Below are 14,110 nucleotides of genomic sequence, written 5' to 3' on the forward strand. Positions count from 1 at the left end.
AATAGGACAGGATCAGGAATCGGGATCGGTATTGCGAAACTAAAAACAGGCTCATGAACTTGAATGCTACTATATCTACTCAGGGCCAGCCATCACACCTGCCCGCACTTTGGGGCGGCATTGAATGTACCATCAACCGGGTGGAGGATGCATATTTCGACCAATTGGCCTATGCGCAACATTATAAAAGAAAAGACGACATCGCTCATATTGCGGCGCTGGGCATTGAGCGGCTTCGCTATCCAATTTTGTGGGAAAAACACCAGCCCCAACGCGGCGGCACTATCGACTGGACCTGGATTTCCGGGCAACTGGAACAACTGCAGGAGCGGGGCATTGAAGTTATAGCCGGACTGGTGCACCACGGCAGTGGCCCAGTTTATACCAATATGCTCGATGAGCAGTTTCCCAAATTGCTGGCCGAATATGCCGGCGCCGTGGCCCGGCGCTTTCCACACATTCAATACTATACGCCGGTAAATGAGCCGCTGACTACTGCGCGGTTCAGCGGATTATATGGGCTATGGTATCCGCATAAGCGCAGCGATCTGGATTTTATCAAAATGCTGCTCAACGAATTAAAAGCAACAGTGCTTTCCATGGAAGCCATCAGGGCGGTAAACCCGGATGCGAAACTGGTGCAAACTGAAGACCTCGGTAAAACATACAGCACACCGCTGCTACGCTACCAGGCCGATTTTGAAAACCATCGCCGCTGGCTTACCTACGATATTTTAATGGGTCGCTTAAACACGGAACACCCGCTTTGGTCCTGGTTTTTAAAGTTGGGCATACCCGCTGCCGACCTGGAATTTTTTATACAAAATCCCTGTGTTCCTGATGTATTTGGTTTTAACCATTATGTTACCTCAGAACGGTACCTCGATGAGCGGCTGCACCTGTATGCACCGGGCACACACGGCGGCAATGGCCGCCACCGCTACGCCGATGTGGAAGTGGTGCGGGTAGAAGTGGAAGAAGAAACAGGCGTAAAAGCGTTGTTGCAAGAGGCATGGGAACGCTACGGTCAACCCATTGCCATTACCGAAGTGCACCTGCATTGCCACCGCGAGGAACAGCTCCGCTGGTTTCAATATGTGTGGCAAGCTGCTACTGAATTAAGATCATCCGGCGTTAACATTATTGGCGTTACCGCATGGGCGTTGCTCGGCTCCACGGGTTGGAACAAATTGCTCACCAAACCCCGCGGCACTTACGAGCCTGGCGTCTTCGATATCCGTGGTGGCTACCTGCGGCCTACAGCACTTGCAGCATTTCTGAAAAAGATTGCGCAGGCGCCGGAAAGGGCGCATCCCACTCTTGTGGAAAAAGGTTGGTGGCAACGCGAAAACCGGTTTTTCAATGCTGCGCCGGTGCTGCAAATGCATTCCGATACCTGCTTTACCCAAATGGGTACAGCGCCACTGATGATCATTGGAAAGAGGGGAACACTCGGAAACGCTTTTGCACAAATTTGCCGCGAACGGTCCATTCCGTTTGTGCTCCTTGGGCGGCAGGAATGCGATATTACCGACAGCGCACAAATTGAAGCTGCACTGGATAGTTATATGCCCTGGGCAGTGATCAATACCGCCGGCTTTGTGCGGGTGGATGAGGCGGAGCGAGAAGCCGACCGGTGCCTGTTGGAAAACTGTAATGGCGCAGTGCAACTGGCTACATTTTGCCGGCAAAAAGGCATTCGTTTCATGACCTTTTCCACCGACATGGTATTTGACGGCACGAAGGGAAAACCCTACGTGGAAAGCGATAGCGTGGCGCCGCTCAACTGGTACGGACAAAGCAAGGCCAACGCCGAGGAGCAGATTTCGCTGGCAAACCCCGAGAGCCTGGTAATCCGCACCTCATCATTTTTTGGCCCGTGGGATGAGTTCAACTTTTTGCACTACGTCATCGAAAACCTGGCTGCGCAAAAAGGCATCATGGTAGCAAACGACGTACATATTTCACCAACATACGTACCCGACCTGGTGCATGTTTCCCTCGATCTTTTGATCGATGAGGAACAGGGCATCAGGCACCTGACCAACAAAGGCTCCATTACATGGGCAGCATTGGCACAGGAGGCTTCACGGATGTTCCGGCTCAGCAATATCTTTATCAACGAAGTGTCGATCGATGAAATGAACCTCGAAGCGCGAAGGCCACGCTATTCAGTGCTGGGCACCGAAAAGGGCTGGATGATGCCTACGCTGGACAACGCCCTGCGCAGGTTTGCAAGGGAGCGGCGGCCACAAGTGGCTACCCAGTTAATTATCTAAGTTGGAAACGTAAAAACCTTCTTTGCGCAAAATGGTACGGTTCGATACCGGGTTCAGCAGCGAATCTTTAACCAGTTTTTCTACCAAACGAAGTTGGTCCTGGCTGTCGGTGGTTTGTGCAATGGTTTTATAGCTTTCGATTTTAAGGAGTGCCCGGCGGCTTGTTTTAATCACGTGACGGTCGAGCCAATCGAACTTTTCTGCGAGGTATAACTGGTGGTTACGAAAGTAAGCGTGCATCTTTTGTTGGATATTGAATTGTGTGGTAAACGTTTGTGGGTTTCAATTTAGTGACTTAACAGATAAAAAAGTCAGGCTGTTGACCAATCGGGCCCATTTTGTCGCCCAAACGGCCTTTTTTTTCGGCGGGTAAGAAAAAACCCTAAGCGGTAAAACGGGCGGATAAAAAAATCACGGCTGGAACACCAACCCATTGCGATAGCTTGTTTGGGACGGTATTCCTTGCCGTGATTTGTTTTTTCTCCAACACTAAAACTATGCGTCTGCCTCGGCGTACTCTTTATTGTAGGTTTCGCTCAGCTTGCGTTGTAGGTCGAAGGAAACCGGCATATAGCCATTCAGCGACATTTTAAATTTCGCTCTTCCCTGGCTTATGGACCGCAGCGACGAGGAAAAATCGTGCAGTTCGGCCTGCGGGATATTGGCCACTATTTTCTGGAAATGGCTTTCAGCATCTATGCCTTCCAGCACGCCGCGGCGGCTTTGTATTTCGCTCATCACCGCACCGGTCAGGTCTTCAGGGCAAAGCACTTCCACTTTGTTGATGGGCTCCAGCACCTGCGGGTCGGCATCACGAAACGCCTGTTTGAACGCCATGATACCGGCTATTTTAAACGAAATATCATTGGAATCAACCGGGTGCATTTTGCCGTCGAACACGGAAACCCGCACATCCCGCACATAAGATCCGGTCAGCGGGCCTTCGTGCATTTTTTCCATGATGCCTTTTAAAATAGAAGGCATGAACCGGTTATCGATGGCGCCGCCCACAATACAATTGTAATACACCAGTTTGCCACCCCAGTTTAAGGGAAATTCCTCGCGGCCACGCACCGTCAATCCTTCGGGCTCGGGCATGCCTTCGTACCAGGGTTCAATGCGCAGGTGCACTTCGCCAAACTGGCCTGCGCCGCCCGATTGTTTTTTGTGGCGATACATTGCCTCGGCCTTGCTGCGGATCGTTTCGCGGTAGGGAATGCGTGGCTTGCCAAATTTTACCGATATTTTCTGGTTGTGTTCAATCTTCCATTTGGCTACCGCCAAATGCATTTCGCCCTGGCAATGCAGCAATGTTTGTTTTAATTCCGGCGAAACTTCCACCACCAGTGTCGGGTCTTCTTCGCGCAGTTGGTGCAGTGCCTGCGACAGTTTTTCTTCATCGCCTTTGTTTACCGCTTCAATGCTTACCGTCATGTTGGGCGATGGAAATTCAATGGGCGGCAGCTCTATATTGCGGCCTTTAACGTGGAGCGTATTGTTTACATGCGTGTTGCGCAATTTCAGCGTAGCGCCAATATCGCCGGCCACCAACTCCTGCACCGGCATGCGTTTGTTGCCTTCCATTAAAAACAGCTGGTTGATTTTTTCGGGTACGCCGTTGGCTTCGTTTACCAGCTCCATACCGCTGCGAATAACGCCACTGTACACTTTGAAAAAAGAAAGATCGCCGACATGCGGCTCGGAAATAGTTTTGTATACAAACATGCAGGCAGGGCCCGATGCGCTGCAAGGAAGTTCTTCGCCGTTTTTGGTTCTTTGCGCCGGCATCTCGTTGGCCGATGGGCATACGTTATCGATAAAACCCATCAGGCGTCCGCTGCCCATGTTGCGTTCGGCAGAAAGACAAAACAGCGGGAACAGATCGTGGTGGATCATGGCTTTTTTCATGCCTTCTTTCAGCTCGTCTTCCGAAAGTTCGCCACGTTCAAAGTATTGCTCCATCAGCGTTTCATCGTTCGATGCTACCGCTTCGACCAGTTCCTGGTGTAGCTTTTCGGCACGTTCCCGCTCATCGTCGGGTATTGGCAGTTTTTCGGGCTTGCCACCGGTATCTTTAAACTTGTACATCGTCATGCGCAGCACATCCACAATTTCGTGGAAACCGGCGCCCACTTGCCGCGGGTATTGCACCACGCAAATATTGCTACCAAAATGATCTTTGGCTTGTTGCACGGTGCGGTCGTAATCGGCCGTGTCTTCGTCCAGTTTATTTACGGCAAAAATCATGGGCGTACGGAACTTTTCCGTGTACTCCCAAATCACATCGGTGCCCACTTCCACACCGTTCGATGCGTTGAGCAGCATAATACCGGTATCGGCTACCCGAAGTGCGGAAAGCACATCGCCCACAAAGTCGCTGTAGCCAGGCGTATCCAGTATATTGATCTTGTAGCCGCGCCAGCGGGTGTGCAGCAGTTTTGAAAAAATAGAGTTGCCGCGTTCCTGCTCCAGCGGGTGGTAGTCGGCGGTGGTATTTTGTTCTTCCACAGTGCCGCGGCGGGTCGTGATGCCTGCTTCAAAGAGCATGCATTCCGCTAAGGTGGTTTTGCCGCAGCCGGCATGGCCGAGCAAAACAATGTTTTTGACATGTGCGGTATCAAATTCGGGCATGGCAATACGTTTTATTGCGTGAAGAAAAGGAGGGCAGGAACGGCAGGTGCGTTAGGGGAGGGAATGGGGAAGTCAAAAGGCAATGGGCAAAAACAAACACCACTTAGGTTGTTGCTCTTTTTACTCTTTAATATTGCCTTTTGACTTCAAACTATATATTGGTTCTGCTGCGCCAACCGGGCTGCCCATAAAAAAAGCCTGTGAATTGTTGCGTTCAGCAGGCCGAGGCATTGGTAAAGACGCGGAACTCGTTGCGCAGTTCCTGCAAAGTATTTTCAAGGGTCAAAAACTCATCCAGCAGGTGCTCGTGGCGGGCATATACTTCGTCTTGCATTTGCTCCGAGCCTTCGGCTTCAATGAGCCGTACATGGCCTTTAATTTCCTGCTTTAAATCGTGGATGTTGATGAGTTGGATGTGAAACTGGTTGTCGAAGTGTTCTACTTCCAGTAGCTGGTCTTTGGAGAGGGTGTTGCGGCAAAAACTTTGAAGCGATTTTTTTGCGTCCTGAAATTCTTCGCGGTAGTTGCGGAGAATTTGCCGCCAGTCGGTGCACTCAGCTTGTAACTGCGAGAGGTCTGTCTGAACCATGGGATGAAGATTTAGAGGGTTAAAAAATAAAGAACTTCAGCTTCCCCGGTGTCTTAGGATGGTTAGCCTAAATTTAGCGCATTGTGGCAAAAAAAGAAAGTTTATTTCCGGGCCGCGATGCCCGTTTTTACCTTTGCTGCTTTAAATGTAGCCCGTAAAATGCTGTGCTCCACCTGAGTCTGCTCATCGGTAGCGCTGCCTAAAATCAGGTTTTCGAATCCCTTTTTTTACCATCATCGGGGTGCGCCTCAACTGTTATATTTGCCCTGTGATCAAGCAGGAAACGATACAGCAGATACAGGCACGGATCGACATCATGGACATCGTGGGTTCGTTTGTAAAACTCAAACGCCGCGGTGCCAACTACCTCGGGCTTTGCCCGTTCCACAACGAAAAATCGCCTTCGTTTACCGTTTCTCCATCCAAGGAAATATTCAAATGTTTTGGCTGCGGCAAAAGCGGCAACGGTATTTCTTTTGTGATGGAGCACGAAAAGCTTTCGTACGTGGAAGCTTTGCGCTGGCTTGCGGCACGCTACAATATTGATGTAGAAGAAACCGAAATGTCACCGGAACGGCGGCAGCAAATGCAGTCGGCAGAGAGCCTGTACATTGTCAACGCATTTGCACAGAAATTCTTTGCCGCACAACTTTTCGAAACCGAAAATGGGCAGGCTGCCGGTCTTTCTTACCTGCACCAGCGTGGTTTTGAAGATGCGGTGCTGCGCAAATTTGGCGTGGGTTATGCACCTGATGGCCGCGATGTTTTTACCAGCCATGCACTGGCCAATCATTACAGCGCAGAGGTGTTGCAAAAAGCCGGGCTATCTGCATTGCGGCAAGATGTGCTGGTGGATAATTACCGCGACCGCATTGTATTTCCGGTGCACAACACCAGCGGCAAGGTCATTGGTTTTGGTGCCCGTTTGATCAAAAAAAATGACAAAGCGCCGAAGTACATCAACACGCCGGAAAACGAGCTGTATTTAAAAAGCAAAATTTTATACGGTACTTATTTTGCCCGCCAGGCAATTGATAAAGCCGACGAATGTTTGCTGGTGGAAGGTTATACCGATGTGGTATCGCTGCACCAAGCGGGCATTGAAAACGTGGTGGCCAGTGGTGGCACTTCGCTAACGGTTGACCAGTTGCGGCTGATTAAAAAGTACACAAATAATCTTACGATCATTTACGATGGCGATGCGGCGGGTGTGAAGGCAGCGCTGCGCGGCCTCGACATGGCCTTGGAAGAAAGCCTCAACGTAAAGCTGGTGCTGATTCCGGACGGCGAAGACCCGGACAGTTATGTGCGTAAAGTGGGCATGACGGAGTTCCGCAATTTTATTTTAAACAACAAGCGGGATTTTGTGTTGTTTCAGCTGGAAGTAATGCTGAAAGAAGCGGGCTCGGATGCGCAGAAAAAATCGGAAGTGGTAAACAGCATTGCCGAAACCATTTCCAAGATCGACAAGGCCGAAGACTTTACCAAAGCGCAGGATTATATACGCCAATGCGCACAGATCCTGAATATTGATGAAGGCGGATTTACCACGCTGGTCAATAAATTTATCCGCAACCGCATATCGCTGCAGGAGGCAAAAATTCCGTTTGACGAAGCCAAAGTGCATGAGGAAAATGCCCGCAAGGGAGCCGCAACCGATTTCGACGACAACACGTTTAACCTTCTTTTTAAAGACGATCTGCAGGAGCGGGAAATTGTGCGGGTGCTATTGGAACACGGCACCAAGATGTACGATGATGCGCAAATGGTAGCCGATTTTGTACTCAATGAAATGCCTGAGGATGACTTATTTGATAACAAAACGGTTTCGGAAGTGCTGCACCTTTTTCGCGAAAAAGTAGCGGCACAGCAGCCACCACCTGATAAGAACTTTTTTATTTACCACCCCAACACGGAGCTGAGTACACTTGCAGTTTCGCTGTTACAATTCAGGCACGAGCAAAGTGATCATTGGAAGAAAAACCTGAGCCAGAAAGCAGGCTACCAGAAGTCCTTATTTCAGCAGGATTATAAATCGTTCATCAACGCGGTGCAACCGGGCAATGAAGAAAAGCTGCAAAGCTTTTTGCTGATCGAAGAAGACAAGTCGATGGACGAAGTGGACTCGGCCGTGAATTATTTAAAGCTGCGCAAAATAAAACGCATGCTGCTGCAAAACCAGGTCGATATGGAAAAAGCCGACATCAACGATCAAATGACCTTGTTCAAAACCCATGTGGCGCTGAAAGAGATGGAAATGGAACTGTCGAAGAAGCTAGGTTCCGTGGTGATAAAGTAGGAGTTGATAGTGGGTAGTTGATAGTTGACAGGCTTTGCTTTCGATAAATGAAAAACTACCAACTACTAACTACCTACTATAAACTATCAACTGTCCGCTACACTACTGCTTGCCGCACTTTTACCAATTGCACCAACAAGTCTTCCAGCAGATCGAGGCGCAGCATATTGGCGCCATCGCTTTTGGCGCAGGAAGGATCGGGGTGGGTTTCAATAAACAACCCATCTGCGCCGGCAGCTAATGCAGCTTTGGCAATGGTGCCAATCAGTTGCGGGTTGCCGCCCGTTACGCCAGTCGTTTGGTTGGGCTGTTGCAGGCTGTGTGTGCAATCCATCACCACTGGTGCGCCGGTGGCCTGCATCCAGGGAATATTGCGGTAATCAACCACAAGATCCTGATAGCCAAATGTGGTACCCCGTTCGGTAAGCATTACTTTATCATTGCCTGCTTTCCTTATTTTTTCCACTGCAAACTGCATCGATGGGCCGCTTACAAACTGCCCCTTTTTTACATTCACAATTTTGCCTGTTTCGGCAGCGGCCAACAGCAATTCTGTTTGGCGGCAAAGGAAGGCGGGTATTTGCAAAATATCAACGTACTGCGCAGCCAATGCAGCTTCTGCTTCGGAGTGAATATCGGTGGTAGTAGGCAGGTTGAAATGCTTACCGGTTTTCTGGACGAGGTCCAATCCCAGCTCGTCGCCAAGACCAGTGAACGATGACGCCGATGTGCGGTTGGCTTTTTTGTAAGAAGCCTTGAATACATAAGGAATGCCCAGTTTGCGGCAAATGCCCGAAACTTTTTCAGCCACTTCCATCACCAGTTCTTCGCTTTCTACCACGCAGGGGCCGGCAATGAGGAAAAAGTTTTTTTCGTCGTATGATTGGTTTGCAAAAAGTGTTTTCAAAAATGGATTCATGCCGCAAAGGTACAGGAGTTGGATAAGTTGTGGCAGGCGGAAAGTTTTGTGGTAAAACGGCTTTTTTTATTGCAACAAGACCGTGGATAAGGTAGCGATACGCCGCTCCTCACCGGATTGTTTTGGTTAAAAACGGTAGCCAATCGTTTGCACAAACATTAGCGCCAAAACATAGCAAACCGCACCTACATTTGTCCGCACAACCGTTTTCACATGACGAAAGAAAAAATTTTAGTGATTGGTGCCTCCGGCCAGATTGGCGTGGAACTAACACTTGCACTGCGTGCCATTTATGGAAACAACAACGTTATTGCCTCCGACCTGCGCGAAGAAAACAGCCTGCTGCACGGCTCCGGGCCTTATGTGTCGCTGGATGTAATGAACAAGGAAATGCTGCACGTGCAGGTGATCCGCCAGGGCATTACCCAAATTTATTTGCTGGCTGCCATGCTTTCTGCCACCGGCGAAAAAAATCCGGCGCTGGCCTGGCACCTCAACATGCAAAGCCTGCTCAATGTGCTGGATATAGCCCGTGAAGAAAAACTAACCAAGGTGTACTGGCCCTCGTCCATTGCGGTATTTGGCCCTACTTCGCCAAGGCAGCAATGCCCGCAGCAAACCATCATTGAGCCTACAACCGTGTATGGCATCAGCAAATATGCCGGTGAGTTTTGGTGCAATTATTATTTCAATAAATACGGTGTGGATGTGCGCTCCATTCGCTATCCGGGTCTTATTTCGTATAAATCGGCACCGGGCGGCGGCACCACCGATTATGCGGTGGATATTTTTCACCAGGCGCTGGAGCATGGCCGTTATACCAGCTACCTCAGTGAGCATACTTACCTGCCCATGATGTACATGCCCGATGCCATCCGTGCAACCATCGAACTAATGGAAGCGCCTGCTGAAAACATCAAGGTCCGCACTTCGTACAACCTTTCTTCGATGTCGTTTTCGCCGGTGGAAATTGGCGCAGCAATTAAAAAGCATTTACCCGAATTTGAACTGGATTTTGCCCCCGATTACCGGCAGGCTATTGCAGACTCATGGCCGCAAAGCATCGACGACTCTGTTGCCCGCAGCGATTGGGGTTGGCAACATCAGTACGATCTGCCACTGATGGTAACCGATATGCTGGAAAATTTGCGTAAGTAATTGTACTGTGTGCATGGTAGTGCTAACTACTTAAAGCGATAGCCAGTGGTTACAGCACCCGGTTTTTCACCTAATTATTGTTGCTGTTCATCGAAAGGTTGCCTCGGGCAACCTTTTTTTTGCCGTTATTTTGTACTGGTTTAATACCAAAGCTGATAATCCGTCCAACACGTATCCCATGATTGAAAGCCATTCAACGTCTATCTCACTATACAAACTGGTCACCAACCTGCAACTGGAAGTGGTGGCTGCCAACACCGAAGTGCAGCAGATGGCTGGCCTGTCGCTGCAGCAAATAATTGGCACACCCATCCTGCAGGCGCTTCCTTTGTTTGATGCATACCATACCGAGCGGGTAAAAAATGCCTGCGTGCAGCAACCGGGCTACTCGCAAATGCTGGAAGTGCAATGGTCGCACAATGGCGCGATACAGCATTTCACCTGGATGATCTGCGCCATCATGGATAGCGCCGGCGATCCCGAAGGGCTGCAATGGATTGGCGTGGACAGCACACACTGCAAGCAAACCAGCTATGTAAGCAAGGTGCAGCAACTGGTGCTCGATCATATTTCGGATGCGCTGGTGGTACACGATGCACAAATGGCTGTTACTTCGTTTAGCAAAAAAGCGGAACAGGTGTTTGGCCTCACTGCACACCAGATTTCCGGCCGTAAGCTTTCCGACTATTTTTCGGTACGGCCAACACCCAACAACATTGAACATACGGTACAGGAAATCAGGCGCACCGGCCAGTGGCAGGGTCCCGTGCAGTGGGTGGGCCACGATGGCAATGAAGTATTTACCTACAGCAATATTTTTGAAGTAAAAGACACCCGCGGCTGTGTTTGCGGTTATGTTTCCATCAACCGCGACCTTACCGATCAATTAAAGCTGCAGCAAAACCATAAGGAGCAGTCTACGGTAAAAACTTTACTCGAAGAGATCATGGACCAGACCGGTGCTTTGGCCTGGGCAACTGATGCGGCGGGCAACAAGCGGTATATGAATGCGACGTTTCGCAAAGCGTTTAATGTGGGCAATGATGCCGTACCGCGCCGCATGAACGAATTGTTCAATGAGGAAGAAGTTGCGCTGCGCTCCGACGAGAACCGGCGGGTAATTGATGAAGGTATTTCGCTGGATAAGGTGCAGGAATTTTCTCTGCCTGATGGTCGCGAGGTAAAGTACCGGATGCATAAATTTCCGGTGCAAACCGGCGAAGGCAGCTTTGCTGCAGGTTTTGCATTCAACATTACACAAGAAGTGCTGCGCGAAGAAGAACTGCAATACCTGAAGCAGCGTTATGAAAAAGCCGCAAATATTTTGGCTGATGTTATTGCTGATTGGGACATTGAAAAAGACCGCATCTGGCGCAGCGATCCTGCATCTGGTATTGAAGTTCACGATGCCAAAGCGCAATGCATCAACGACCGTTACCAGCGCCTGCACCCGGCTGATTTGGAAGGCTTCAAAACCTCGCTGTTCAATGCAATAGAATCCGGCGCCGAAACATGGCAAAGCGAATACCGCTACCATTCCGGCAAGGCCGACGGGCGTTTTAAAGTGTTGCACGAACGGGGCGTGTTTTTGCGCAACGAATCGGGCAAAGCAGTGCGCATGATTTCGGTGATACAGGATGTGACCGAAAAGCAGAGGCTGCAGCTCGAACTGGAAGAAAAGAAACGTGCCGTAACGCAGGCAACCATTGCCGGCCAGGAGGCAGAACGTAGCGAGCTGGCCCGCGAACTGCACGACAACGTGGGACAGGTATTGGCCATGTGCAAACTGTTTGTTGATATTACATCTGATGCGGTGCAACACGAGTACCTCGATAAATGCCGCGACCACCTGCAACGGGCCATTGCGGAAATCAGAAATTTATCGCACCGGCTGAGCCCGGAAACACTATCACGGAAAGGCCTACCCGCAGTTATTGCCGACATGGTGGACAACATCAACCAAACCGGCAAGCTGCGCATCCATCATAAAAAATGCAGCTGTTTTGAAAACATAGAGTTGCCGCAACAATTGCAGATTGCTGCATTCCGCATTGTGCAGGAGTGCATCAATAATATTTTAAAACATGCACAGGCCACTGAGGCCTCCATACATATTTGTGTAAAAGATAACGAACTAAGCATTGGCGTAACCGATAATGGCAAAGGATTTGATCCTGCGCGGGTTCAAACGGGTATTGGATTAAAAAACATATACGACCGCATTGAAGTAAACGGTGGTAGCATCGACCTGAAATCCGCACAGGGCAAGGGTTGCAGCATTTCGATAAAAATACCGCTGGTGGCCGAAACTGTTCTGTTTTAATTACATTTTTTTGCTATGGAACGTCCCAACAATCAACCCATACCCGACGCCAGCACCCGGATGCTGACGGACAAATTATCCGACGGGATCATATACACCGATCGCAACTTTGCTATTTTATACCTCAACAAAGCAGCAGAAAATATTTTTGAAGTAACGTTGGATGAAGTGCAGGGTTGGATGGTGGATGATGTGATTGGCTATGAAGGCATCCAGGGGCAAAGCCGCGAACAGATATTTGCTTCGCTTCGTGAAACGAACCAGTGGTGCGGCGAAACATCTGTTATGCAAAAAGGCGGCAAACGCCTGCATCTTCGGTTAAACATAACACTGGCCCGCAACGAAGCCGGCAAAGCAGATCATATTTTGCTGGTTTGCTCCAACCTTACTGTTACCAACGAAGCGCTGGAGCTGGTTGGTTTTCTCAATAAAAAAAACGCGGAACTCGAAAGTGCTATCCGTCACCTGAAACAGGAGGAACTGAAGTTTGAAGCATTCATGAAATATGCGCCGGCTTTTACCTGGATCGTGGATGAAGAAGGCAATCATTTATACGCAAACGACTTTTGGAAAAAGACTTTTGGCATCACCGAGCAGGTCGAAAAGTTCAACTTGTTTGATGTGTTTCCACCCGACATTGCTGCTGAATATTTAAAAAATAACCAACGGGTTTTGCTGGCCAATACTGCCACCGAAAACCTCGAGCCATATGTGTTGCCATCCGGCGAGCGGCGCCTGTGCAAAGTGTACAAATTCCCGATCCAGAATGGCAATGGCCAGATTTGGATTGGCGGCATTGCACTGGATATTACCGATCATGTATCGCGGCAGGAGCAGTTGCAGGAATCGAACGAACGGTTCCGGCAAGTGATTAAAGCTACGTCGGAAGCCATTTGGGACTGGGATGTGGCGGCCGATGAAGTGCACCGGGGCGAAGGATTTCGCAACCTGTTTGGCACCGACCTCGGCACAGCGCCTATGGAAATGCGCAATTCGTTTGTGCACCCCGATGACCGTGAACGCATCCGTGAGTCCCTGCAGGTGGCGCTTGATAGCGATGCCACCACCTGGCAGGAAGAGTACCGTTTTCTTTGCCTCAATGGCAATTATAAAATCTGTTCCGACCGTGCCAGCATTATTCGCAACCGGAAAGGTCAAGCGATAAGGGTGATTGGCGCCATGCGTGATATTACGGTGCAACGCGAACTGGAATCGGAGTTGCGCCGTAAGGAAAACCATCGCCGCCAGGCAATTTCAAAAGCCGTAATTGATGCACAGGAAAAAGAGCGATTTGAAATTTCATTTGAGTTGCATGAGCAGATCAGCCAAACGCTGACCACATGCCACCTGCTGCTGCAAGACCTGCATTGCGGCGAAGATCAGGAGCGCCTTGAGTTTTGCCGTACGCTGCTCAACCAAAGCATCAACAACATCCGCAACATTAGCCACCGCATTAACCCCGGCACGCTTGAACTGATTGGGCTGCAGGGGTCGCTGGAAAATTTTATTACCATCATTGGTAAAGATTCGCGGCTGGAGATCGACCTGAATACAAGCGGCCTCGACCGCAATGCCAACCTGCCGGTGGAACTGCAGCTGGCGGCTTACCGCGTGGTGCAGGAACAGTTGAACAACATCCGCAAACATGCCGAAGCCACGTCGGTTTCCATTCATTTGCAAATGGATGGCGGTAAATTTTCTATAGATATAGAAGACAACGGCAAGGGCTTTGAGGCGCACCAGCAAACGCATGGCCTGGGGCTGGCTAATATGCAGCACCGCGCCGAAATGCACCAGGGCGAAATGTCGATCCAAAGCGTTATGGGCAAAGGCACGAGGCTGCGGGTGGAATTTCCGTTTGGGCTGGCTGCACGCAGTCATGATAGTTCGCTTAACTAAGGGCTATATTTGC

The 14,110-nt window shown here is 49.8% G+C and carries 9 protein-coding genes; 5 read left to right on the forward strand and 4 right to left on the reverse strand.

The annotated features are described in order from the left end of the window. The first annotated feature begins 53 nt into the window (after positions 1-53). Entirely contained in the window at positions 54-2,279 is a 2,226-nt protein-coding gene (locus tag DRJ53_RS00640; RefSeq protein ID WP_114233655.1) for a family 1 glycosylhydrolase, read from the forward strand. Here the strand turns inward: DRJ53_RS00640 and DRJ53_RS00645 are convergent. The 3 genes from DRJ53_RS00645 to DRJ53_RS00655 form a co-directional block, all read right to left on the reverse strand. Then, positions 2,268-2,519 carry a hypothetical protein gene (locus DRJ53_RS00645; protein ID WP_114233656.1) on the reverse strand — a complete coding sequence of 84 codons (252 nt, stop codon included), beginning with the start codon at positions 2,517-2,519 and terminating at the stop codon, positions 2,268-2,270. The two genes, DRJ53_RS00640 and DRJ53_RS00645, sit on opposite strands and share 12 nt — an antisense overlap. Positions 2,520-2,774: 255 nt before the next feature. Further along, positions 2,775-4,910, reverse strand: a complete 2,136-nt coding sequence (locus DRJ53_RS00650) for an elongation factor G (protein ID WP_114233657.1) — start codon at positions 4,908-4,910, stop codon at positions 2,775-2,777. Between the two features lie 214 nt (positions 4,911-5,124). Continuing rightward, positions 5,125-5,499 carry a hypothetical protein gene (locus DRJ53_RS00655; RefSeq protein WP_114233658.1) on the reverse strand — a complete coding sequence of 125 codons (375 nt, stop codon included), beginning with the start codon at positions 5,497-5,499 and terminating at the stop codon, positions 5,125-5,127. Between the two features lie 268 nt (positions 5,500-5,767). On the opposite strand from DRJ53_RS00655, the gene dnaG reads away from it, so the two are divergent. Further along, complete coding sequence (dnaG, locus tag DRJ53_RS00660; protein WP_114233659.1) at positions 5,768-7,798, forward strand: DNA primase; 2,031 nt, start codon at positions 5,768-5,770, stop codon at positions 7,796-7,798. A gap of 97 nt (positions 7,799-7,895) precedes the next feature. Here the strand turns inward: dnaG and kdsA are convergent, their stop codons facing one another. Continuing rightward, entirely contained in the window at positions 7,896-8,717 is an 822-nt protein-coding gene (gene kdsA, locus DRJ53_RS00665; protein ID WP_114233660.1) for a 3-deoxy-8-phosphooctulonate synthase, read from the reverse strand. Positions 8,718-8,930: 213 nt separating this feature from the next. Here kdsA and DRJ53_RS00670 point away from each other — a divergent pair, with 213 nt between their 5' ends. The 3 genes from DRJ53_RS00670 to DRJ53_RS00680 all read left to right on the forward strand — a co-directional run bounded on the left by DRJ53_RS00670 (position 8,931) and on the right by DRJ53_RS00680 (position 14,097). Continuing rightward, a complete protein-coding gene (locus tag DRJ53_RS00670; protein WP_114233661.1) occupies positions 8,931-9,875 on the forward strand; it encodes an NAD-dependent epimerase/dehydratase family protein in 945 nt (314 codons plus the stop codon). 178 nt (positions 9,876-10,053) lie between these two features. Further along, positions 10,054-12,198, forward strand: a complete 2,145-nt coding sequence (locus tag DRJ53_RS00675; protein WP_123893268.1) for a PAS domain-containing protein — start codon at positions 10,054-10,056, stop codon at positions 12,196-12,198. A 15-nt stretch (positions 12,199-12,213) separates the two neighbouring features. After that, complete coding sequence (locus tag DRJ53_RS00680; RefSeq protein WP_114233663.1) at positions 12,214-14,097, forward strand: sensor histidine kinase; 1,884 nt, start codon at positions 12,214-12,216, stop codon at positions 14,095-14,097. Positions 14,098-14,110: the final 13 nt, after the last annotated feature.

The sequence above is a fragment of the Paracnuella aquatica genome, from assembly GCF_003332885.2.
GTDB classification, from domain to species: Bacteria; Bacteroidota; Bacteroidia; order Chitinophagales; family Chitinophagaceae; genus Flavisolibacter; species Flavisolibacter aquaticus.